The organism is Pseudomonas sp. Root71 (genome assembly GCF_001429045.1).
Lineage (GTDB): Bacteria > Pseudomonadota > Gammaproteobacteria > Pseudomonadales > Pseudomonadaceae > Aquipseudomonas > Aquipseudomonas monachiensis.
Genome location: NZ_LMHY01000002.1, coordinates 20,099 through 42,873, shown reverse-complemented (window position 1 = coordinate 42,873; position 22,775 = coordinate 20,099). Strand labels below are relative to the sequence as shown.

General features: G+C 62.1%; 16 protein-coding genes and 1 pseudogene. 3 read left to right on the top strand and 14 right to left on the bottom strand.

Annotation, left to right across the window (positions count from 1 at the left end; translation table 11 throughout):
- Positions 1-355 precede the first annotated feature (355 nt).
- Positions 356-1,189 (bottom strand): phosphatase PAP2 family protein, encoded by an 834-nt coding sequence (locus tag ASD95_RS03425; RefSeq protein WP_056728163.1) that lies wholly within the window; start codon positions 1,187-1,189, stop codon positions 356-358.
- Between the two features lie 31 nt (positions 1,190-1,220).
- Positions 1,221-1,892 (bottom strand): histidine phosphatase family protein, encoded by a 672-nt coding sequence (locus ASD95_RS03420; RefSeq protein ID WP_056728588.1) that lies wholly within the window; start codon positions 1,890-1,892, stop codon positions 1,221-1,223.
- A gap of 260 nt (positions 1,893-2,152) precedes the next feature.
- Between ASD95_RS03420 and ASD95_RS30200 the strand changes: the two are divergent.
- Positions 2,153-3,166 (top strand): annotated as a pseudogene (locus ASD95_RS30200) (methyl-accepting chemotaxis protein); the annotation flags it as partial.
- Positions 3,167-3,208: 42 nt separating this feature from the next.
- Positions 3,209-4,072 carry a methyl-accepting chemotaxis protein gene (locus tag ASD95_RS30195; protein ID WP_442965753.1) on the top strand — a complete coding sequence of 288 codons (864 nt, stop codon included), beginning with the start codon at positions 3,209-3,211 and terminating at the stop codon, positions 4,070-4,072.
- 163 nt (positions 4,073-4,235) lie between these two features.
- Here ASD95_RS30195 and ASD95_RS03410 read toward each other — a convergent pair whose 3' ends face one another.
- The 6 genes from ASD95_RS03410 to ASD95_RS03385 form a co-directional block, all read right to left on the bottom strand.
- Positions 4,236-5,609: a DUF1329 domain-containing protein gene (locus tag ASD95_RS03410; protein WP_056728160.1), complete on the bottom strand. Its 1,374-nt coding sequence runs from the start codon at positions 5,607-5,609 to the stop codon at positions 4,236-4,238.
- 149 nt (positions 5,610-5,758) lie between these two features.
- The gene (locus ASD95_RS03405; RefSeq protein ID WP_177336499.1) at positions 5,759-7,714 is read right to left on the bottom strand and encodes a DUF1302 domain-containing protein; all 1,956 of its coding nucleotides are present in this window, start codon (positions 7,712-7,714) and stop codon (positions 5,759-5,761) included.
- A 45-nt stretch (positions 7,715-7,759) separates the two neighbouring features.
- Complete coding sequence (locus ASD95_RS03400) at positions 7,760-9,064, bottom strand: hypothetical protein (protein WP_056728156.1); 1,305 nt, start codon at positions 9,062-9,064, stop codon at positions 7,760-7,762.
- A gap of 227 nt (positions 9,065-9,291) precedes the next feature.
- On the bottom strand, positions 9,292-10,860 hold the full coding sequence (locus tag ASD95_RS03395; protein WP_056728155.1) for an FGGY-family carbohydrate kinase: 1,569 nt from the start codon (positions 10,858-10,860) through the stop codon (positions 9,292-9,294).
- A gap of 20 nt (positions 10,861-10,880) precedes the next feature.
- On the bottom strand, positions 10,881-12,470 hold the full coding sequence (locus ASD95_RS03390; RefSeq protein ID WP_056728153.1) for a glycerol-3-phosphate dehydrogenase/oxidase: 1,590 nt from the start codon (positions 12,468-12,470) through the stop codon (positions 10,881-10,883).
- 7 nt (positions 12,471-12,477) lie between these two features.
- Positions 12,478-14,073 (bottom strand): FAD-binding oxidoreductase, encoded by a 1,596-nt coding sequence (locus tag ASD95_RS03385; RefSeq protein ID WP_056728151.1) that lies wholly within the window; start codon positions 14,071-14,073, stop codon positions 12,478-12,480.
- Between the two features lie 210 nt (positions 14,074-14,283).
- Here ASD95_RS03385 and gliR point away from each other — a divergent pair, with 210 nt between their 5' ends.
- On the top strand, positions 14,284-15,300 hold the full coding sequence (gliR, locus tag ASD95_RS03380; RefSeq protein WP_056728148.1) for an AraC family transcriptional regulator GliR: 1,017 nt from the start codon (positions 14,284-14,286) through the stop codon (positions 15,298-15,300).
- Positions 15,301-15,315: 15 nt separating this feature from the next.
- Here the strand turns inward: gliR and ASD95_RS03375 are convergent, their stop codons facing one another.
- From ASD95_RS03375 to ASD95_RS03350, 6 genes are all read right to left on the bottom strand, one after another.
- Positions 15,316-16,773 carry an N-acyl-D-amino-acid deacylase family protein gene (locus ASD95_RS03375; protein WP_056728147.1) on the bottom strand — a complete coding sequence of 486 codons (1,458 nt, stop codon included), beginning with the start codon at positions 16,771-16,773 and terminating at the stop codon, positions 15,316-15,318.
- A 1-nt stretch (position 16,774) separates the two neighbouring features.
- Positions 16,775-17,635 carry a MurR/RpiR family transcriptional regulator gene (locus ASD95_RS03370; RefSeq protein ID WP_046038631.1) on the bottom strand — a complete coding sequence of 287 codons (861 nt, stop codon included), beginning with the start codon at positions 17,633-17,635 and terminating at the stop codon, positions 16,775-16,777.
- A 14-nt stretch (positions 17,636-17,649) separates the two neighbouring features.
- A complete protein-coding gene (locus ASD95_RS03365; RefSeq protein ID WP_056728145.1) occupies positions 17,650-18,999 on the bottom strand; it encodes a GntT/GntP/DsdX family permease in 1,350 nt (449 codons plus the stop codon).
- Positions 19,000-19,184: 185 nt separating this feature from the next.
- Positions 19,185-20,630, bottom strand: coding sequence for a SulP family inorganic anion transporter (locus ASD95_RS03360; protein ID WP_056728143.1), 1,446 nt, complete (start codon positions 20,628-20,630; stop codon positions 19,185-19,187).
- A 210-nt stretch (positions 20,631-20,840) separates the two neighbouring features.
- A complete protein-coding gene (locus ASD95_RS03355; protein ID WP_056728142.1) occupies positions 20,841-21,734 on the bottom strand; it encodes an NAD-dependent epimerase/dehydratase family protein in 894 nt (297 codons plus the stop codon).
- A gap of 103 nt (positions 21,735-21,837) precedes the next feature.
- Entirely contained in the window at positions 21,838-22,749 is a 912-nt protein-coding gene (locus ASD95_RS03350; protein ID WP_056728140.1) for a LysR family transcriptional regulator, read from the bottom strand.
- Positions 22,750-22,775 lie beyond the last annotated feature (26 nt).

Here is a 22,775-nt window from a genome sequence, read left to right as displayed (position 1 = left end):
GAATTTGCCTTACACCCCCGTCTCCCCCCACCAATATCCCCAACACAATCGACACCAACGCTGCCGCAAGGGCCGCTTGCGTGTCCGGTCGGAGGTCGACCTTGCCGCGGATCATTTGCCGTAGCGGTGTCGCAAGCTCTGGTACAGGGCTTTGATCCAGATGAATTTTTCTTCACCCCACCCCCTCACGCCAGCCTGTACATTGCCCTCGCTCATTCAAGAAACTACGGTTTGCCCGCCCTCCCGCGGGCTTTTTTTTGTCTGCGAATTCGCAATCCGAGACTCACTGAAGGTTTCCTCGGGCAACAAAAAACCCGCCCCTTTCGAGATGCGGGTTTTGCGCTTCAACAACGACTCAATTCACAGGTTGAGTCTGAGTCGCCAACACCGGTTGTTCCGCTCTGGTGAGCACCGGCTGTTCCAGCCTCGCTCGCCCGTAAAACGCCAGCGCCGTCAGCAAACACGCCAGCCACACGAAGATCCCGGCCCAGAAGGTGTGGGACATGTAGTGCCACCCTTGCAATACTCGCGTGGTGCCATAGATGAAACCGAGTGCCAGCGAGCCGTACATGATCGCTTTCGAATAGCGCCAGCGATAACGGCGAGCCACGAAGTACAACGCCAGCATGGTGAAGCCGCCCGACGCATGTCCGCCCGGCCAGCAGCGCCCCTCTCCAGCGACTTTCAGCAGGTCGAAATTCTCGTACCACTCGACGTGCTCCATTTTGCCGCCGTACAGGGTCGTCTCGATCGGGCAATACACGCTGGTGTGGCCCTTGAGGTAGTGAATCACCCCGGTGCTGATGGAGAACGCGAACACCACGTAGAGAAAGTCGCGTCGATGGCGGTTGGCAAAGCGCAGTATCGGTGCGACTTTGATTTTTTCCAGGAAGGCGATGATTTTCGCGTGTTTTTCAGCCTTCAGGCGTGGCCAGAGAAACGACAGCAAGGCACCGATAATCGCAATTTCGCCGGTCCAGTTCGGAATGATTCGCGCCCATTTGTGGGTGATTTTTTCGAACAGATGGACCTGGTCCAACGGGTACGTCTGCGTCACCGGATCAAAAAAGTAATTGTTGAAAGCGATGTCGATGCTGGTCATGTCGAACATCAGGAATACCGCGACCGCGCAGGCCAGCGGAATACCAAAATTCATCCAGTAAAAGCGGTAGCGGGAAGCGGTCAGCATGCTCAGTCCTGATTCAAAGGGATGGTGAAATTCAACGGGGCGTCACCGTCGGCCAATCCGATGCTTCGATAAAGCCAAGCATGCGCGGAGCCTGTGGCGATTCGGCGGAGATAAACAGAGAGGCCCCGTAACCCAGGGTCGAAGTCGGCAAATGGAGCTCTTTTTCCAGTTGGTCCATGCATTCGCTGTGGGTCACCAGAATCATGTTGCGCCCGGCCACCTTGTGCGCCAGCGCGTCGCGCAGCATGGTGCCCTTGCAACTGATCAGCCAGTCTTCCCCCGCGCCAACCTTGTTGAACATGAAGTTGGCAGTCTGCGCAGTGCGCTGGATCGGGCTGTTGTAGATATCGACCTTGCCCAGGCCAAGGTGTTTGAACTGTGCCCCGAGGTTCTCGGCAACACGACGAGAACGCTCGGTAATGCCATCGTTGCCAACCAGGCAAGGCGCCGAGGAGTGATCGCAGCGCTCGACGTGGCGCACCAGAACGATCAGGTCGCCCTTGGCCCATCCGGTCATCAACGCCTGTGCACCGCTCACATTGCCGTGAGCCAGGTCCGGAACGGCGGCAGGTCGCAGCAAGAACACCGTCAACGGGATCACCAGCAGCGCCGAGGCCAACACTACCGCAGCGTTGCGATAACGGGCGAAGCGGCTCAGATCGATCGAGCGCTTTATCCCGAAAAGACTCAGTCTTAATTCCACATCACGCTGCCTCGCCAGCAAACACTGCCTCATTAGATCCCGGCAGGTTAAGGAAACGTGCGTCGGTGACTGGTGAAACGTTTGTGAAAAAAAGCTTAAAAGCGCTGTAAAAATTTTGTTACAGAATCCGTTCGGAAAAATCCTTTCAGCTCCCGGGATTGCTGCCGATACATCCTGCTTACACAGCTTGGCGGCTTCCAAAAAAAACAATCTTCCAGCCAACCGACGATAAAGAAGTACCAAGTTCCTGGAGCAATGAGATGAATAGCTGGTTCGGCAACATCAGCGTGAACCTGAAACTGGGCCTGGGGTTTGGCCTGGTCCTGGCACTGACCTGCGTCCTGGCCCTGACCGGCTGGACCAGCCTGGGCGGGTTGATCGACCGCAGCAACTGGATGAGTGACATCACCCAGCTCAACGCCGGCCTGACCAAGCTGCGCGTGGTTCGCCTGCAATACATGCTGACCAACGGCGACGAAACCGCCGCGCAGAACGTACAGACTACCCTTGACGCCTTCTCGGCCCAGCAGCAAGCCCTGCTGGCGAAGTTCAAGAGCCCGGAAAACCTCAAGCTGCTGCGCGAGCAAGGCGCCGTCATCGACGCCTACAGGACGTCCCTGGGCAAGATGCGCAGCGCCTATCGCGCCGGCAACAGCGCCCGCGACGCCATGAGTGCCAACGCCGAAACCGCCAACACGCTGATCAATGACATCAATGCCCGCGTGCAGCAAATGCCGTTGAGCGACCAGCGCTTCGAACAGTTCCAGGCCATCACCGCGGCCAAGGAAGCGTTCCTGCTGGCGCGCTACGAAGTGCGCGGCTACACCGCCAGTACCAATGCCGAGACCGAGCAAAAAGCCGTCGGCCAACTGGACGCCGCCATCGCCAGCCTGAAACCGCTGAACACGCATTTCGCCGACTCCCAGCAAGACGCCCTGCGTCAGCTGGAAACCGCGTTGGGCAACTACCGCAGCGCCTTGCAGGCCTATAAAGCCGCCAGCAATGACGCGGTGCAAGCGCGCAAGGAAATGACCGACCAGGGCGCGGCCATCGTGTCCCAGAGCGATCAGCTGTATCAAATCCAGCTCGACCGACGTGATGCCGAAAGCGCCCAGGCCCGGACCCTGCAACTGATCAGCACGTTGCTTGCACTGCTGGTGGGCACCATTGCCGCCGTGGTCATCACTCGCCAGATCACCCGGCCATTGCGCGAAACCCTGGCGGTGGTCGATCGCATCGCCAGCGGTGACCTGTCCCACAACGTGCTGGTCACCCGTCGCGACGAACTCGGCGTGTTGCAGCAAGGCATCGCGCGCATGGGTGTGACCCTGCGCGACTTGATCAGCGGCATCCGCGACGGCGTGACCCAGATCGCCAGCGCCGCCGAAGAGCTGTCGGCCGTGACCGAGCAGACCAGTGCCGGGGTCAACAGCCAGAAAGTCGAGACCGATCAGGTGGCCACCGCCATGCACGAGATGACCGCCACCGTGCAGGAAGTCGCGCGCAACGCCGAAGAAGCCTCGCAAGCCGCTGCGGCGGCGGACGGCGAAGCCCGTGAGGGTGACAAAGTGGTCAACGAAGCCATTGCCCAGATCGAGCGCCTGGCCAACGAAGTGGTGCGCTCCACCGAGGCCATGAGCGTGCTGCAAAAGGAAAGCGACAAGATCGGCAGCGTCATGGACGTGATCAAGGCCGTCGCCGAACAGACCAACCTGCTGGCACTCAATGCCGCCATCGAAGCGGCACGTGCCGGTGAAGCCGGTCGAGGTTTTGCGGTGGTGGCCGACGAGGTCCGAGGCCTGGCCCAGCGCACGCAGAAATCCACCGAGGAAATCGAAGGCCTGGTAGCCGGCCTGCAGAACGGCACGCAACAAGTGTCGGCGGTGATGAACAACAGCCGCGTCCTCACCGACAGCAGCGTGGCCCTGACCCGCAAGGCCGGCGACTCACTGGAGAACATCACCCGCACGGTGTCCAACATCCAGTCGATGAACCAGCAGATCGCCGCCGCTGCCGAACAGCAAAGCGCCGTGGCCGAAGAGATCAGCCGCAGCATCATCAACGTGCGCGATGTGTCCGAACAGACCGCAGCGGCGAGCGATGAGACCGCCAAGTCCAGCATTGAACTGGCGCGGCTGGGTGGTCAATTGCAGCAGATGGTGAGCCACTTCCGCGTCTGACCGTATACCCACGGTGATTGGAAGACCCATTCGCGGGCAAGCCCGCTCCCACAGGTAAAGAGTCGAACATAGAATCTGTGAACGGCTCTGAAAACCCTGTGGAAGCGAGCCCGCTCGTGATTGCGTTCTCACAGACTGCATCTGAAAGGGTGTGCTGCGCCGCTTACCGCGTCCCGCGCTGGCGCAATGCCGACGGCATGAAGTACGCGTCTTCCGGCACCGGTTGGGCGAAGTCCACTGTGGCCGGCTCTTCGTTGTCCAGGTTCTGCACGTAGTAACGACGCGCCTGCAAGTCATGGAATACGTCCAGTGCGCTCCAGGTGGTGGGCAGGTCGTAGAAGTTTTTCAGGTAGGCCATCGACACCCGCCACAACTCCCCTCGCCCGTCGTATTGGTCCACCAGGGCGGCGCCCCAACTGTCCTCGTCCAGAAACAGCACGCGCTTGGAATAGATATGCCGCGCACCCGGCTTGAGCGTGCCTTCTACCACCCAGACCCGATGCAGTTCATAGCGGGTGAATTGCGGGTTGAGGTGGCCCGGTGTGAGCAACTGCTCGTACTTCACCTCAGGACTGCCGACTTTGTAATTGTTATAGGGAATGTAGACCTCTTGCTTGCCCTTGAGCTTCCAGTCGTAGCGGTCTGGCGAGCCGTTGAACATGTCCGTATCGTCCGCCGTGCGCAGGCCGTCGGATGAGGCGATCGGGGTGTCATACGCGAGGTTCGGCGCCCGGCGTACACGGCGTTGGCCCGCGTCGTAGACCCAGGCCTGGCGCGGGTCCTTGAGCTGGTCCAGGGTCTCGTGAACCAATGCCGCACCGCCCGCCAGCCGGGCCGGGCTCTTCACGAATGCCAGGTAGTAGAACAGGATGTTTTTCAGGTCGGCAAACTGGCCACCCGGGCGGTAATAGTTGAAGAGCCCCTCTTGCTGCGAGGTTACAAGCGCGAAGCTGCCGTTGCGTTGTACCGGCGCTTCGGAAGCACGACGGACCACATAGATGCCGCGATAACGGGTGATGTGGTTCCACAGCACCTCGATGCCATCCTTGGGCACCGGGAACGGCACACCGCCGTAGCCTTCGGCAAAACCGGTCCCGCCATCGAGCAGCTTGGCCGAGGTCGCGTTTTTCAAGGTGTTGTCGTACAGCCACTGCGGTGCCGAGCCCGACCGGCGAGAGGGATAGACCGGCATCTGGAAGGTGTCGGGGTAGCTGTTGAACAGTGCGATCTGACCCGGGCTGAGGTGGGCCTTGTACTGTTCAAGGTTGGCTTTGGTGATGGTGAACAGCGGCTTGTCCGCCGCATAGGGGTCCAGGTGATGCTGGCCCGGCTTGTAGCCTGCCGGCGCCTGGGTGATACCGCCGTTCCAGGCCGGAATGGTCCCGGCCGCGTTGCCGGCACGCTCGGCCCCCAGCGGCGTCAGCGTGGTTTTCAATTGCTCGGCTTGCTGGGGCGTGACTGCGGCCAGCGTGTTGCCGGCGGCCAGAACGAGGGCGAACGCCAGCGAGGCCTTGGTCAGTCTTGAAGTGTGAAACATGATCTTCTCCAAAATACAAAAACCTGTGGGAGCTGGCTTGCCAGCGATAGCGGTGTGTCAGTCAACATTTGTGTCGAATGTGCTGCCGTCATCGCGGGCAAGCCCGCTCCCACAGGGGGATGAGTTGATACAAGAACTGCGCTTGGAATTCACAAGAAGTACTTGAGGTTGAAGCCGACGTTGTCGCGATCACGCAGGCCGTTGTCCTGCCCGCCGCCGTAGAATTCGGTGTATTGCAACTCGGCCTCCAGCTTGTTCTGGTAGTTGGCCTTGATCCCCAGGGTGTAGGCCTTGCGGCCCTCGATGATGTTGCCCGCCTGGTAGCTGTTGCCCTCGAAGTCATCCTTGTAGACGACATAAGGCGAGACGTTGACCCCGGCATACACGTCGTTCCAGGTGCCGTTGAGCATCGCGGTGTAGCTGTAGGAGTTGCGGTTGACCTGGTCGCTGCGCTCGCCGCCGGACACATAGGAAAAGTTACCGGTGCCAGCGTAGTAACGGGTACTGCCGTCATACGCGGTGTATTGCAGGCTGCTGCCGCGCAGGTGCTCGGACGCCAGCTCGAATACGCCGAACAGCGAGTCGAATGACAGGCTCGGGCCAAAGTTGTAAATGGTGCCCAGGGACGTGTTGAACGCTTCCACCCGCTCGGCGTTATTGATCTGGCTGTCGAGCGTGACCTGCTGCCCGCCGATGTTGATGGTCTGGCCGCCTGCCGCTGCGGCGGCGCCGTTGGCCAGGTCGCCGATCAGGTCGTTGGTGGCGGCGATCCCGATGGGCAGGTTCGGCCGATAGGCCACTTCACCGAACACCGACGCCTGGCCCAGGGTGGTGTTGAAACTGAAGCCGTACATGCGGATGTCTTCGGCGTAGCGCCGATGCGCCTGGATATTGCCCAGCACATCCATGGTCGCCAGGCCATTGGCCAATTGCCCCGCCTGGCTGCCGGCGACACCGGCCAACAGGTTGGTCAGGGCATTCATGTCGATGCCCTGGTACCCGCCCAGATCGGCGGAAATGGTCGGCTCCTTGGCGTGGTAGTTGACCATGTACAACCCGAACTCGGTGCTGTTGAGTTCTTCTGCGATGTAGCGAAAAGCGAAACCGAACTGGCCGTCGTTGCGCGCGTTGAAATCCTTGCCGACCGTGGCCACTTTGACGGTGTTGCCAAAGGCCGGGGTGACCCCGTTGGCGTACAGGCCGGTGGTACTCAGGGCCTGATTGAGCAACGGGTTGTTGCCCAGCGCGCTGTACAGATCGATCACGTTGCCGAAGCCAGGCACCGGGGTGTCCAGCGCGGTACCGCTGAAGTTGTTGTAGGCGGTGTTGCCGCCGTCGGCGAACAGGTCCGTCTGCGAGTAGAACGTACCGACCGGGTCGATGCGGGTTTCCTTCCAGTTCGTCTGGTAGAAGCTTTCCATGGTCAGGCTGTCGGTCAGGCCAATGTTGAAGCTCAGCGCTTCCACCGGTACCAGCACTTCCTTGACTTCAGCCCCGGGCAGACGGTACTTGGCCGCATCCACCGGGTTGGTGGTGTTGATCCCGCCACGGTAGAAAATCCCCTCGCCCCAGTTGAACACCTGGCGCCCTATGCGTGCCGTGAGCGGCATCTGCGCGACGTCCCAGTTGCCGTAGAGGTAGGCGTCGAGCATCTCCACCCGGCTGCCGGCGATATCGCGGGTCTGGTCCGTGAAGTGGTCGTCCTGCGGGAAACTCTGGCTGGGTTGCGACGGGTTGTTGTTGCGGTAGTAATCGTTGCGCTTGTCCATCAGTTGGGTGTCATAGAACGCGGTGCCGCGCACGAACATCCCGTAGTTCTGATAGTTGGCCTCGAGCTCCGAGGTGATCTTGTACACCTCGGAAACCAGCCCGGTATCGAAGTTGCGATTGCCGTCGTTGGTGTTGACGTCATCGTTGTTCTTGTCCCGGCCCTGGACCCGCCACAAACGGCCATAAGACAGGGTACTGTCGAATGAACCGGTGATCTGGTTGTCCAGCACGCTGAACTCCTTGGCCTGCACGCCGTCGACCGCGCACAGTTGCAGCAGCCCTGCCAGGCCCACGCCGGGAAGCGCCGCGCCAGACAGGCGAAATCGAGTGCTCATGATCCTTTCCTCTTTCCCTGGTTTTATTGTTTTTGTGTTCTGAAGCTATTGCTGCGATGGCTGTGGCGCCATTCCCGCACGGGCGTAAATCCGGCTGTGGGCGCCGAAATGCCCCAGCAGTTTGAACAGCTGCTGGTTAAGTGCCGGATGGTCGAAGTCTTCGCGCTGCAGCTGATTGCCGCCGCTGAAATCACTGGTGATCGGTGCCGTGTCCAGCCACTGGCCGATGGCTTCATCAAATACCGCCGACTCGTCGACGGACTCGGCACTCACTACTTCGCGCAGGTAGTCCACCGAGTACGGCGGATAACGGGCGTCCTGTGCAGAGTCGGCATAAACGTCGAGCATCGGGTGTGCCTGGCCGGCGCGCAGCAGGCGACGAAGCCAGGCCGACTGATACTTCTCCACTTCCATGTGCCGGGTGGCGACCCGTTCGATGGCCGCATGCTTGTCCGCATCGAAGCCGGCCAGGGCCTTGCCTTCCAGCACCAGCAGGCTCGCCAGTTCGACACCGGGCAGCGGCTTGGCGTGATAAGGCTGGGTCAGGTCCTGAACGTGGTGCAGGCCCCAACCTAGGAATCGATAACCCCAATAGGGATGGCCAGTGGCAAACGCCAGTCGCGCCAAGCCCATGTACTGGTAGGCGCGCCAGTCCGGCCAGCTGCGCTGAAGAAATCCGGCGGCGGCGTATACCACCGGATTTTCATGGAAGAAGCCCATATGGAAAGGCGCCTGGGAACTGTACTGAAACCGCGCGTCACCGAAGGGCTGCGGGCCGAAGCCGTACAACGCGCCGACGTCGCCGGGGTTGTCGCTGAACAGGTTGATGTCGTGGCCGTAATCCGGCTCATCGGCGGCGCTGGCCAACACGGCAAGGGGCGCGACTTGTTCGTGGTCAGCCACAACGATGAAGCGCTGGCGAGTCCACGGCGAAAGCGTCTGCTCCACCATGACTTGTTCGGCCTTGAGGTGCTCACGCTCGGGCAGATCCTTGCCCGGCAGCGGCTGGATGACCATCGCCAGATGAACCCCGGGATTGATGCGCAGTGCGGTGAGGAAGTCGTGGCGCAGATTGTCCCCGGGCATGGCCGGCAATCGCAGGTTGTCGGGGCGCGGCGGGTATTGGGTGAAGTGCTCTCGGGCGAAGTTTTCCTGCTCATCGAGCAGCGCACTCACGGCCTGGTATTGCTGCGAAAGAAACTGCTCCAGCGGCTCGACTTCGACCTGTGGCGCATCACGCAACGTCGGCAGATCCTGCAACGCCAGGTAGCTGCCCACTGTATGGTTCGACCAGCCCCAGGCAGTAGGGGCCGTTGCACAAAGCAGCAACAGGAGGAATGTCAGCTTCATTGCCTGGTTCTTATTGGATGTGCCGTGGGGGTTGAGCCTAACAACCGACCCTGCCCCTGACACTGTCCAATCTCACCAGAAAAGTTCTCCGATAGCGCCACGTGCAAAGTTGCCTATGGTTCTCTGTAGGAGCTGCCGAAGGCTGCGATTTTTTGATTTTGGCGGACTCGAAGATCAAAGGATCGCAGCCTTCGGCAGCTCCTACAGGGGAGATCTGCGGTGTTCTTTCAGGCCGGGTAACCAGTGATTTTGCGGATGCTCTGGTACAACGGCTTGAGCTGTCGATACATGCGCAGGTAGACCTCTTTGTACAGTCGCTCGTAGATCTGCTGCGCCTCGGGTTGCGGCATGAATACCGCACCGACCCGTGTCATGGCGGCCATCGCCGTGGGGAAATCCGCGTGCAGCCCCAGGCCCACCGCGCAGCAAATGGCCGCGCCCAGGCCGGACGCTTCGTAGACATGCGGACGCTCGGCCGGCAGGCCGAAAATATTCGCCGTGAGTTGCATCGCGGCATCACTCTGCGAACCGCCTCCGGCAACACGCAAGCGCGTAATGGAGACCCTCGAGCGCTTCTCGATTTTCTCCATGCCCTGACGCAAGGCATACGCCAGGCCTTCGAGGATCGCCCGGTAAATGTGGGCGCGGGTATGCACGTCGCCGAAGCCGATCATCGCGCCCTTGGCCTCCACACCCGGCTCGCGGATGCCAGGCGACCAGTAGGGTTGCAGCATCAACCCCATGGAACCCGGCGGCACGGCGTCGACCAGCGCATCGAAGAGTTGCTCCGGCTCCACGCCCTGGGCTTTGGCCTGCTGCATTTCCCGCAGGCCGAACTCGTTCTTGAACCAGCTGACCATCCAGTAACCGCGATAAATCATCACCTCACAGTTGTATTGATCCGGCACTGCGGACGGGTAAGGCGGAATCAACGGGACGATTTCCAGGTAGCGCGAGCGGGTGCTGGTGATCGTCGCCGTGGTGCCGTAGGAAAGGCACACGGTGCCTGGGTCGACGACACCGGAACCCACCACTTCGCAGGCCTTGTCGGCACCTGCGGCGATCAGCGGCAGCCCCTCGGGAATGCCGGTGTGGCGGCTGGCCTCGGCGCTGATATGGCCGAGGGTTTCACCTGGCTTGTACAGGCTCGGCAGTTGCTCGGGACGCACCGCCAGCGCCTGCCATTTCCAGTCGGTGGGGGCGGCCCATTTCAGGCGCTTGAAGTCGAACGGCAAGTAACCGACGCAACAACCCACCGAATCGACAAAGCGCCCACAAAGGCGGTGGGTGAGAAACCCCGAAAGCAGCAGAAACTTGTCGGTCGCCGCCCAGACTCCAGGCTGATTGCGGGCGATCCAGTTGGCCTCGGCCTGGGCGCGAAAGTAGTCCACCGTGGCTTGCGCGCCGACCAATTTGAACAGCCAGCCCCACGGCCCCTTGATGCCGCCCTTGACTTCGGCCTGGCGTTGATCGAGCCACAGGATCGCCGGACGCAGCGCCTTGCCCTGGGCATCGACGTTGATCACGGTGCCGCGTTGGGTGGTCAGGGAGACTCCGGCAATCTGCGAACGATCGATGCCGGTCTGCGTCCACAACTGCTGGCAAGCTTCACCCAGTTTTGCCCAGTAATACTCAGGGTCCTGCTCGGCCCAGCCGGGTTGAGTCGAGTAATAGGCCTGCAACTCGACCTTGCCTTTGCCCAGCAGATTGCCCTGCAGGTCGAAGAGCAGCGCGCGCACGCTCTGGGTGCCATTGTCGATGGCCAACAGGTAACGCTTGTTCGGGTGGTTATCCATGGAGCTCTCTTCAAGGGGCATCAATGCGCGGCATCCGGTAAACCATGATGGCGTTGCCACAACGCCCGATAACGCTGTAATTCCTGCTGCCAATGCTCATCGTCCCAGCCCAGTCGCGGTTGGCAGAGTTGGCCAATGGCAGCGAAATAATCCTCGCCACCGCGCGGCAACAACAAGCCAAGGCGGGTTCGGCGCAGCAGCAGGTCATCCAGGTGCAGGACCATTTCTGCATCGCAGGCAACGGCCAGTTCCACCCACAAGGTGTCAGTGCCGCCGATGGTGTCGTGGCCCAGTTCGGTGATCAGCTTCGCCAGCCTCGGCAGGTCACGGCCATGCCGCCCGGCCAGGCGCCGCCACCGATGGGCGCTGAGCCCCGGTATCGCCAACGGTGGCACAGCGGCGAACACCGGCGCGGCGTCATCAACGAATGGACGATCGAGCATGGCCGCGCAGGCCTTGAGCACTTCGATGGACTGAGGGCGAAAGGTGGTCAGCTTGCCGCCGGCCAGGGTCACGCAACCCGGCTCCTGCCACAGTACATGCTCGCGGGTTTCATTCGACGGTTTGAGCTCACCCGCCGCACTGCCCACCACCGGGCGCACACCCGACCAGGTCGACAGCACATCGGCAGCGACCACTTCGGCCTGGGGGAACTGCTGGCTGCAGGCCGCCAGCAGATAGTCGAGTTCATCCAGGCTGATGCTCGCGCTCTCATCCAGATCCTCGCGATGATCGAGGTCCGTGGTGCCGACCACCGTGGCACCCTCCCAAGGGAAAACGAACACTGGTCGACGGTCGCGCTCGTGGAGGAAGGTGAAGGCTTGCGCCACTGGCAGGCGCCAGCCCGGCAACAACAGATGACTGCCACGCAACGGGCGCAACTGGCGAGGGGCATCGGGCAGGCGCAAGCGCTCGGCCCACGCGCCGGTGGCCACGGCCAGCACACCGCAACGCAATGTCAGTAATCCGCCGCCCTCGCAGTCTTCGACCTGAACCCCGCAAACGCGCCCCTCTTCACGCAGCAATTGCTGCACGCGCAAGCCGTTGAGCACCACGCCACCGTCGGCCCGGGCCTCGCCCAATACGCGCATCACCAGACGGGCATCATCGGTCAGCGCATCGATAAAACAGGTGCCGCCCAGCAGGTCATGTTCCTTCACCCCGGGCGCCAGATAACGCAGTTGTTGCGCGTCATGGAAGTGATGGCTGCGCCGCCCGGCCAAGGCGTCATAAACGGACAACAAACCACCCAGCACCCGAGGTCCGGGAAAGCCGCCACGGTAGTGCGGCATCATGAAACTCATCGGTTCCACCAGCCCCGGCGCTTCGTCGAGCAGGCGCTGGCGTTCACGGACCGAGTCGCGGGTCAGGCGCCACTGCCCCTTGGCGATGTAACGCAAGCCGCCATGGACCATTTTCGAGGAGCGACTGGAGGTGCCCCAGGCGAAATCGCGCTGTTCCAGCAGCAGGCAACGCCAGCCACGGCGCGCAGCTTCGCGCAGGATGCCGGCGCCGCTGATGCCGCCGCCGATGACGATCAGGTCCCAGGTTTCATCCGCCAGCGTCGGCAGCACCCGCTGTCGCCACGCCGCGTTCCAGTCCAGGCTCATGGCGCCGTCACTCCTGCAACAGCGTGCCAGGGTTCAGTCGCCCGGCCGGATCAAAATGTCGACTCAGTGCCTGCAGGGTGTCCATCGCCAGCGCGCCCTTCTCCCGCCGCAGGTACGGTGCGTGATCCTTGCCCACGCCATGCTGGTGACTGATGGTGCCATGGTTGTCGACGATGGTCTGACTGGCCGCGTGCTTGAGGGCCTGCCAGCGCGCCAGGGTGGCGGGATAGTCCGCCGCCGGGCGAAACACGTAGGTGGTGTAGATGCTCGACCCTTCGCCGTAGACATGGGAAAGGTGGGTGAAGACATGCACCCGCTCGCCTTCGGCAGCCAAGGCGTCGCGCAGGCTGTTTTCGATCAGCGTGAGCAGGTTGTCGACGTTGCTCCAGTCAGTGGCCGTTTCCAGGGTGTCCACCACGTAACCGGCGTTCCACAGGTTCTCGCGCAGGTAGGGAAAACGAAAACGGTTCTGCGCCCACTTCTTGCCGAGCAAGGTGCCGGTAAACACCCCGCCGAACGCCTTGAGGTGCTGCCGGGCCTGACGCAGGGACAGCGCATTTTGCCGACGATTGCCGGTCACGCCGAACGTCAGCAGGCATTTGCCCGCGCCGGCGCCACGCAGGGCCAGGTACTTTTCCAGCCAGGCGATCTGCTGCGGGTGACCGGCCAGCGCCAACTGGGTTTCGGTTTCCACCGCGTTGGACAGGCGCAACATCGACAGCGGCACGCGCGCCTGGGCCAACTGGCGGATAGCTTGCAGCGCCTTGGGCCAATCGGGCAGAAACACACCATAGAAACGCTCATCGGCGGGCAGTGCGCTGACCCGCACCTTCACCTCGGAAATGATCCCGAAACGGCCCTCACAGCCCAACACCACCTCGCGCAGATCGGGCCCGGCCGCCGAGGCCGGAAAGGAGGGAATGTCCAAAGGGCCGGCAAAGGTTTCCAGGGTGCCGCCGGCGAACAGTTGCTCGATCCGCCCATAGCGCAGCGACTGCTGGCCACTGGAGCGGCTGGCGACCCAACCACCCAGGGTCGACAGCTCCCACGACTGCGGGAAATGCCCCAGGGTGTAACCACGGGCACGCAGCTGACTTTCCACCTGCGGTCCACTGGTGCCGGGGCCGAAGGTGGCCAGCAGGCTCTCTTCGTCGAGGTCCAGCAGGCGATTCATGCGGGCCAGGGAAACCGTCACCACCGGCCGCGCGGAACTCGGCGGGTTGATGTGACCGGCCACCGAGGTGCCGCCGCCATAAGGAATCAGGCACAGGTCCTGTTCATGGGCGAGCAGCAGTAACCGGCGAATCTGTTCAGCACTCGTGGGATAGGCCACGGCGTCGGGATAATTTCCCAGCGCGCCCTCACGCAACGCCAGCCAGTCCGGCAGGCTCTGGCCCCGCGCATGCAGCAAACGATCATGGGCATCCACGCTGTACAAGAAGTGTTGCTGCAACCGCGACGGGGGCACGCGGGCCAATGCCGCCTCAAGCGTCGCATCGGGCAGCGCTCGACCGTCACCCACCCGCCGGGCGAGAAAACTCGCGCCCTGGGCCGGCAGCTCGACCACCGTGGTTGCATCTCCCCAGCCGTTCCAGCGTCGCATGCGTGTGTCCTTTTGCGGTTCTGATCAGTGATATTTCAGGCCCCCATACTAGTCAGCCGCCCGAAAGTGTCACGGTCGCATCGGGCCAGTTCGAGTAGCCAATTGAGTCAAACGTCGCGCAGGCGTCAGCCATTTACTTTAGCCGTGGTTTCAAATTACCTTTCAGGGCATTCATCCGCGCACGCGGGCCTTGATCAAAGGAATACGATCATGCAATCCCTGGGCTTCACTTCAGTTCCGCCGCTGCTCAAATACCTGCGTCATGCCGAACAACTGGGCATGGCCATCGAGCCTGCGTTGGCGGCTGCCGGGTTGCAGGCACAGCAGTTGAGTGACAACAGCCTGCGGTTGCCGGGTGAGGCCCACGAACGGCTGCTCGATTACTTCTGCGAACACTCGGGCGATGCGTTGTTCGGTCTCAACGCCGCGCGGTTCGTGTTGCCCAACTCCTGGAGCGTGCTGGGCTACATCACCATGAACTGCGCGACACTGGGCGACGCCATGAGCCGCATCATGCCGTTCGAGAAACTGGTGGGAGACATGGGCGTCAGCCGCGCCGAGGTGCAAGGCAGCGAGGTGCACCTGATCTGGACATGCCGCCATCAGCGCCCGCGAATTCGCCGGCACCTGGTGGAAAACGTGCTCGGTTCCTGGCTGCAATACGCGCGCTGGATCGCCGACACGCAGATGTCGCCGGCCGCCGTCTGGCTGGAACATGCCTGCCCCGCCGACACGACGCTGGCCGAGTACGAGCAGTTCTTCGACTGCCCGGTACTGTTCGACCAGCCTTATTCGGCGCTGATTGTCCCGTTGCCGTATTTGCAGTTGCCATTGCGCCAGGCCGATGCGCAATTGCTGCGCACGCTGGAAGAACATGCCCAGGGATTGATGGCCACTCTGGAGGACGCGTCGCTGGAACAGCGGGTCAAAAGCATCCTGCGAAAGTTGCTCAAGGAAGGCCTGCCCCGCAAAGAGCAGGTGGCCGAGCATCTCGCCGTGTCAGTGCGCACGCTGCAACGCCAACTGCATCTGGCCGGTACGTCGTACCAGCAGATCCTCGATGACCTGCGCCAGGAGCTGGCCGAGCATTACCTGCTCAACAGCACCCTGCCGATCCAGGACATCGCCCAGTACCTGGGTTTCACCGAACCCCGCTCGTTTCACCGCACTTTCAAAAGCCGGCGCGGGATGCCGCCGGGTGAGTTTCGCCAAACCCACCGGGTTTGACGCAGTCCTCGAAACTCACTGAAAACCCGTGCGCAAATCCCCTTCCCGGGCCAGGAACCGCCCTTCCCTGCGCCCGTTGGCCTGGCCATCGCGGTAGCTCAACACACCGTTGACCCATACCCCTTCGATGCCTTGCGCCGCCCGCTGCGGATCGTTGAAATCGGCGACATCACGGATGGTCGCCGGATCGAACAACACCAGGTCAGCCCAATGGCCTTCGCGTATTTCACCGCGCCCCTTCAAACCGAAGCGTGCCGCCGACAACCCGGTCATTTTGTGCACGGCGGTGTGCAGCGGGAACAGTCCTACGTCACGGCTGAAATGTCCGAGCACCCGAGGGAATGCGCCCCACAACCGTGGGTGCGGAAACGGATCTTCCGGCAAGCCGTCGGAGCCGACCATCGACAGCGGATGCGCGAGGATTCTGCGGACATCCGCCTCATCCATGCCGTAGTACACCGCACCGGCCGGTTGCAGTTGGCGAGCGGCCTCCAGCAACGGCACATTCCATTCGGCGGCGATGTCCATCAGGTCGCGGCCGCCCATTTCCGGGTGCGGCGTCGACCAGGTGATGGTGATGCGATGGGCATCGGTCACCTGCTTGAGGTCCAGGGTCGAAGAGCTCGCCGCATACGGATAACAATCGCAACCCACCGGGTGGGTTTTCGCCGCCTGTTCGAGGGACGCCAGCAGCTGCGGACTGCGCCCCCAGTTACCGGCGCCGGCGCATTTGAGGTGGGAAATGATCACCGGGCTTTGCGCATGGCGGCCGATCTTGAACGCCTCGTCCATGGCCTCCAGCACCGGTTCGAATTCGCTGCGCAAATGGGTAGTGTAGACCGCCCCGAAGGCGGTCAATTCTTCGGTCAGTTGCATCACTTCATCGGTGGATGCCGAGTAGGCGCTGGCATAGGCAAGGCCAGTGGACAGGCCCAAGGCGCCGGCCTCCAGGCTTTCGCGCAATTGCTCGCGCATCGCGCTGATTTCATCCGCCGTGGCGGTGCGGAACAGGTCGTCCAGATGATTGCTGCGCAACGCCGTATGGCCGACCAGTGCGGCAACGTTCAGCGTGGTGTTCGCCGCTTCGACGGCCGCGCGGTAGTCGCCGAAGGTCGGGTAAACGAACGCAGCGGCCGTGCCCAGCAGGTTCATCGGGTCCGGCGGATCGCCGCGCAAAATCACCGGTGACGCGCTGATCCCGCAGTTGCCGACAATGACCGTGGTCACGCCCTGGCTGAGCTTGGGCAGCATCTGCGGCTGACGGATCACCACGGTGTCGTCATGGGTGTGCACGTCGATGAAACCCGGCGCCAGCACATGGCCCTGCGCGTCGATTTCCTCGCTGGCACGGGCATCGCGCAAGTCGCCGATACGCTCGATGCGCCCGTTGAGAATGGCCACGTCGGCGGGGTATCCGGGGCTGTTGCTGCCGTCGATGATCAGGGCGTTGCGAATCAGCGTGTCGTACTGCATGTCAGTCTCCCAGCGGCAAGTGATCGTCGCCGCCGCGGTATTCGTCGAGGGCGAGTTTGATCCGCCGCAGACGTTCTTGATTGTCTTCAGGATTGGCCAGCGCCAGCTCGGTGGCGAGCACGTCGATGGCCAGCAGCATGCCGTAGCGCGCCGCCGTGGGTTTGTAGATGAACGAGGTTTCGGCGCTTTGCAGGGGCAGGACGATGTCGGCCAACTGCGCCAGCGGCGAATCGGCCCGGGTGATGGCCAGAATGCGTGCGCCGTAGTTGCGCGCCAGCTCCACCGTTTCAATCAGCTCCGGGGTGATCCCGGTCAGCGAGCAGACAATCACCACGTGTTCAGCGCTGAGGCTGGCGGCGGTGACGCGCATCATCACCGCATCGTGGCACACCGCAATCGGATAGCCGAGGCGTACCAGGCGCACTTGCAGTTCATCGCTGCACAGGGTCGAGCAACCGCCCATGCCGAAAGCGTGAATCATCCGCGCCTTGCCCAGCAGCTTCACCGCATCGGCGAAACGCGACTCATCGAACGCGGCCAGGTGCTGGCGCAAAGTCGACTCGATGTCGCCCACGATCTGCCCGTAGAACGCCGACTGCTCGGGCGTGCCCGCCGGGTCGAGAAAGCGGCTGCCGACGCCGCTGGCCTGGGCCAGTTGCAAGCGCAGGTCACGCAGGTCCTTACAGCCGACCGTGCGAGCGAAGCGCGACAGCGTGGCGCTGCTGACCTCCGCCCGCAGCGCCAGCTCATCGAGGCTGGCGGAGGCGGCAAATCCTACGTCGTCGAGCATCAGGCGAGCGATACGTCCTTCACCGGCGCTGAAGGAGTCCTGACGGGCGCGGATCTGGTAGAGGATGTCCATGCAAGTGGCTCCGGCTAAATCAGATAAGAAAGGCCAACGGTCAGGCCGAAGGCAACGACCGAGATCAACGTCTCGAGCACGGTCCAGGTCTTGAAGGTTTGGGTAACGGTCATGTTGAAGTATTCCTTGATCAACCAGAAACCGCCGTCATTGACGTGGGAAAAGATAACCGACCCGGCGCCAGTCGCCAGCACCAGCAGCTCTGGATGGGGATAACCCAGACCAATGGCCACTGGCGCGACCACACCTGAAGCGGTGGTCATGGCCACAGTGGCAGAACCGGTGGCGATGCGCATCAGCGCGGCAAACAGCCAGCCCATCAACAGCGGCGACAAATGAAACTCGTGGGCCAGGCCGACGATCTGGTCGGTGACGCCGGCGTCCACCAGAATCCGGTTCAAGCCACCGCCGGCGCCCACCAGCAACGTGATGCTGGCGGTCGGCGCCAGGCATTCGTTGGTGAACTTGAGGATCGACTCGCGGTTGAAGCCCTGGGCCAGGCCGAGGGTCCAGAAACTCAGCAATGTGGCCAGCAACAGCGCGATCACCGAGTTGCCGATGAACAGCAGGAACTGGTTGAAACCGGTGCCCGGCGTGGAAATCAGGTTGGCCCAGCCGCCGATCAGCATCAGCACCACCGGCAACAGGATGGTCGCCATGGTGATGCCGAAGCCCGGCAGGCTGTCGCGCGGTTCACGCTCAAGAAACTGGCGTTCCAGCGGGTTTTCCGCCGGCAACTGAATGCGCGGCACGATGAACTTGGCGTACAGGGGACCGGCGATGATCGCGGTCGGAATGCCGATCAGGATCGCGTACATCAAGGTCTGCCCCACCGATGCCTGATACACCTGCACCGCCAGCATCGCCGCCGGGTGCGGCGGTACCAGCGCATGCACCACCGACAGCCCGGCAACCATCGGCAAGCCGACCATCAGGATCGAGACGCCCACGCGCCGCGCCACGGTAAAGGCAATCGGCACCAGCAAGACGAAACCGACTTCGAAGAACAGCGGCAGCCCCACCAGAAACGCGATGCACACCATCGCCCAGTGCGCGTTCTTCTCGCCGAAACGGTCGATCATGGTCCGCGCCACCTGCTCGGCGCCGCCGGACTCGGCCATCATTTTGCCGAGCATGGTGCCCAGCGCCACCACCAGCGCGATGTGCCCCAGGGTCTTGCCGACCCCGGCCTCGTACGCCCCCACCACACCGGACGGCGGCATGCCCGCCACCAGCGCCAGGCCGATGGAAATCAGGGTGATGACAATGAACGGGTTGAGCCGGTAGCGAGCGATCAGAACGATCAGAGCGATGATGGCGATGGCGGCATACACCAGCAGCCAATAGCCGAAGGACAGGGTCATGCGGTACTCCTCGAGAGGGTCACGTCGAAATATTTGTGAAACTCTTAAAACATTTCGGCAGGCGATTTTCAAACGAGGTGAAAGTAATTTTCGTACAGAGGTAAGGCGTGTCGCAAAGAGGTATGAGTTGTCGCAAATAATGAAAATCGGGCAGGCGGATTTTCATCGCGCCTGCCTGTTTGATTTCAGTCGTGTTGCATCCGGGCGCGCTTGAGCAATTTCTTGCAGCGTTCGGACAAATGCAGCACCCGCAAGTGCTTGCCGGCCTTGTTATAACGCTCGCGCAAGGTGCCCAGCGCGGCGATGGCCGAGTAGTCGACAAAACTCAGGTGCTGGCAATCAAGTGTCACCTGCGCCGGGTCATTGGCCGGATCGAACTGATTGAGAAAGGGTGTGGTCGAGGCGAAGAACAGCGTGCCATGCACCCGGTACAGCTTACTGCCGTCGGTTTCCAGATGACTGTCGGCATACAGCTGACGCGCCTGCTGCCAGGCAAAGTTCAGCGCCGCAATGATGATGCCGCAGAGCACCGCGATGGCCAGATCGGTGAAAACGGTAATCACCGTCACCGCGATGATCACCAGCGCATCGTTCAGCGGGACCTTGTTCATCACCCGCAGCGAAGCCCAGGCGAAGGTCTGTTGCGCCACCACGAACATCACCCCGACCAACGCGGCCAATGGAATGCGCTCGATCAGCGGCGACAGAAACAGGATGAACAACAGGATCGACACCCCGGCCACCATCCCGGACAAGCGCCCGCGCCCGCCGGAACTGAGGTTGATCATAGTCTGGCCAATCATCGCGCAACCGCCCATGCCGCCGAACGCACCGGACACGATGTTCGCCGCCCCCAGCGCCACGCACTCGCGATCCGGATAGCCGCGGCTCTCGGTGATTTCGTCGGTGAGGTTCAGGGTCAACAGGGTTTCCAGCAACCCCACCAGCGCCATCAGGATCGCGTAGGGCGCGATGATGCGCAGGGTGTCGAGGTTCCACGCAATGTCCGGCAGCGCCAGCGTCGGCAAGCCACCGGCAATGTGCGCCATGTCGCCCAGGGTGCGGGTCGGCAGGCCGAGCAGATACACCGCCAGGCCCACGCCGAGAATCGCCACCAGTGCCGGCGGTATCGTACGGGTCAGGCGCGGCAGCACATAGACAACCGTCATCGTCACCGCGACCAGCCCGAGCATCATGTACAGCGGCGTACCGCTCAACCAGGTCTCACCGCTCTTGAAGTGCTCCAGTTGTGCCAGGGCAATGATGATCGCCAGGCCGTTGACGAAGCCAAGCATCACCGGGTGCGGCACCATGCGCACCAGTTTGCCGAGCTTGAGCAGTCCGAACGCCATCATGATCAACCCGCCCAGCAACACTGTGGCCAGCAGGTACTGCACGCCGTGTTGCACCACCAGCGCGACGATCACCACGGCCATCGAGCCGGCCGCGCCGGACACCATGCCCGGTCGCCCGCCGAACAGCGCGGTCAGGGTGCAGATGATGAACGCGCCATAGAGCCCCATCAGCGGATTGAGATGGGCCACCAGCGCGAAAGCGATGCACTCGGGCAACAGGGCGAAGGAAGTGGTAAGCCCGGCCAGGACATCGGCGCGTAGACGTTTTGCTTTCATGGGGAACCGCACACAGGGAGAGACGAAAAAGAGTGTGCGGATGTTACGGAAATGCAGTCAGACCGACCAGTCGTTGTGCCTGCGCAAACGCCATCGCGAGCAAGCTCGCTCCCACAAGGGATCTGTGTCGAACACAAAATCCGTGCCCTATGCAGATCAAATGTGGGAGCGAGCTTGCTCGCGATAGCCGCAACTCGGTCTAAAGCGAACTCACACCATCTCGTCGCGAATCCACTCCACGACCGACGTGCGCTTCGGCACCCAGCCCAACAGTTCCCGAGCCTGCTTGCCGCGCACCCGACTGTTGGAACCCAGGCCATAGTTGGCCATTTCATAGCCCCACTCGGCTTCCGCGTCCTTGAGCGCCCAGTCTTGCGGTTCGCCCAGGTTCAGCGCCTGGGCCATGGCGGTGGTCATGTCGATGAATGACGCTTCACCGCTTTCGACGAAGTAGAACGTGCCCGGTACGTTTTCAGTCAGCGCCAGCAGGTACAGCGCCACCACGTCCTCGATGTGCACGTTGGACCAGATGTTCCGGCCAGTGCCGACATGGCGCACCACCCCGCTTTTGCGTGCCTGCTTGAGCAGGCGCGGCAGCTGCACGCTGTCGCGATGCACGCCCAGGCTGTGGCCGTAGATCAGCGTGTTGCAGATCACCGCCGAGTTCACCCCGTCCATGGCCGCCGCCAGGATCAGATTGTCGATGGCCACGCGCGCCGCCTTGTCGACTGTCGGTTCCGGCAGGTTGTCTTCGTAATAGAGGATGTCGCTGGACTTGCCGCCCGAGGCATCACCGACGATGCTCGAACCGCTGGTGTGCAAAAACACTTTGCCGGAACCGCGCAAGGCATCGAGCAAGGCCTCCACCGCGCCACGATGATCGCTGCTGGCCGCGTTGATCACCGCGTCGGCAGCAAGCGCCTGATCGGCCAACAGGGCGGAGTCGTCGAGGGTGCCGATCACCGGGGTGATGCCCAGTGCGCGCAGCTCATCGGCTTGTTCGGCGCTGCGCACCAGACCGGTGACGTTGTGGCCGGCCTGGACCAGGCCCGTGGCGATGGAACCGCCGATAAAACCGGCGGCACCGGTAACGAATACGTTCATGGAGAAACTCCCTGCGTGGATAAGTGATGCAAGGAGTATCCGGCAGCGATCCCGGAGGAAAAATCCCTGCCGCCCCAATTCACTTTTGCGCAGGAATCACGAATCAGCCCTTGAAATCTGCACTCGCATATTCGGCCAACTTGCCCTGGATAAAGTCCAGGAAGCATTGAATCCGCAGGGCCAGTTGCGAGTTGCGGTAGTACACCGCGTTGATCGGCTGGCGATAGCCGCTGTTGAACTCGGCCAGCAACACTTTCAAGCGTCCGGCACGAATGTCCTCGATGGTCATGAAGTGCGACAGGCTGGCGATGCCCTGGCCGTCCAGTGCGAGATGGCGGATGGTCTCGCCGCTGGAGGCGCTGATCGATGCATGGATCGGCCAACGATCGCCATGCACATAACGCAGCGGCCATTGGTTGAGGCCTTCGTTCTGGGTGAACCCCAGCAGCGTATGGTTGGCCAGGTCAGCCACGGCTTGCGGTGCGCCGTGCTTTTCCAGGTAGGCCGGGCTGGCGACGATGTGCAGCGGGCTGCAACCCAGGGAGCGGGCATGCAGCGTCGAATCGGTCAGGGTGCCGATGCGGATGGCGATGTCGGTGCTTTGCTCCAGCAGGTCGATGATCAAATCGTTGCTGTTGAGTTCGAGCTGGATGTCGGGGTAAAGCCTGCGAAATTCATCGATGTAGGGCACGATGGCGTGCAGCATGAACGGCGATGCTGCGTTGATCCGCAGCCGCCCGGACGGCGTTTGCTGGCGTGAGGACAGGCGCTCTTCGAGCTCATCCATCTGATCGAGAATGCGCTTGGCGTGCTCGAAGAAGTACTTGCCCTCTTCGGTCAGGTCCATGCGCCGCGTGGTGCGATTGATCAAAGTGGTGTCGAGCTTGGCCTCCAGCCGCGACAGCGTACGACTGACCGCCGAAGGCGTTTGCCCGACCTGCTCGGCCGCCGCGGAAATCGACCCGCATTCAATCACGCAGACGAAAACCTGCAATTCATCGGATCTGGCTTTCACGTGTGTCCTCGTTTGGAATCGGCGCG

Coding starts and splice junctions, on each gene's coding strand:
- ASD95_RS03425 (WP_056728163.1), bottom strand. CDS start 1,189: ATGCTGACCGCTTCCCGCTACCGCTTTTACTGGATGAATTTTGGTATT.
- ASD95_RS03355 (WP_056728142.1), bottom strand. CDS start 21,734: ATGAACGTATTCGTTACCGGTGCCGCCGGTTTTATCGGCGGTTCCATC.
- ASD95_RS03370 (WP_046038631.1), bottom strand. CDS start 17,635: ATGGACATCCTCTACCAGATCCGCGCCCGTCAGGACTCCTTCAGCGCC.
- ASD95_RS03390 (WP_056728153.1), bottom strand. CDS start 12,470: ATGAGCCTGGACTGGAACGCGGCGTGGCGACAGCGGGTGCTGCCGACG.
- ASD95_RS03400 (WP_056728156.1), bottom strand. CDS start 9,064: ATGAAGCTGACATTCCTCCTGTTGCTGCTTTGTGCAACGGCCCCTACT.
- gliR (WP_056728148.1), top strand. CDS start 14,284: ATGCAATCCCTGGGCTTCACTTCAGTTCCGCCGCTGCTCAAATACCTG.
- ASD95_RS03395 (WP_056728155.1), bottom strand. CDS start 10,860: ATGGATAACCACCCGAACAAGCGTTACCTGTTGGCCATCGACAATGGC.
- ASD95_RS03360 (WP_056728143.1), bottom strand. CDS start 20,630: ATGAAAGCAAAACGTCTACGCGCCGATGTCCTGGCCGGGCTTACCACT.
- ASD95_RS03405 (WP_177336499.1), bottom strand. CDS start 7,714: ATGAGCACTCGATTTCGCCTGTCTGGCGCGGCGCTTCCCGGCGTGGGC.
- ASD95_RS03375 (WP_056728147.1), bottom strand. CDS start 16,773: ATGCAGTACGACACGCTGATTCGCAACGCCCTGATCATCGACGGCAGC.
- ASD95_RS30195 (WP_442965753.1), top strand. CDS start 3,209: ATGGGTGTGACCCTGCGCGACTTGATCAGCGGCATCCGCGACGGCGTG.
- ASD95_RS03385 (WP_056728151.1), bottom strand. CDS start 14,073: ATGCGACGCTGGAACGGCTGGGGAGATGCAACCACGGTGGTCGAGCTG.
- ASD95_RS03410 (WP_056728160.1), bottom strand. CDS start 5,609: ATGTTTCACACTTCAAGACTGACCAAGGCCTCGCTGGCGTTCGCCCTC.
- ASD95_RS03365 (WP_056728145.1), bottom strand. CDS start 18,999: ATGACCCTGTCCTTCGGCTATTGGCTGCTGGTGTATGCCGCCATCGCC.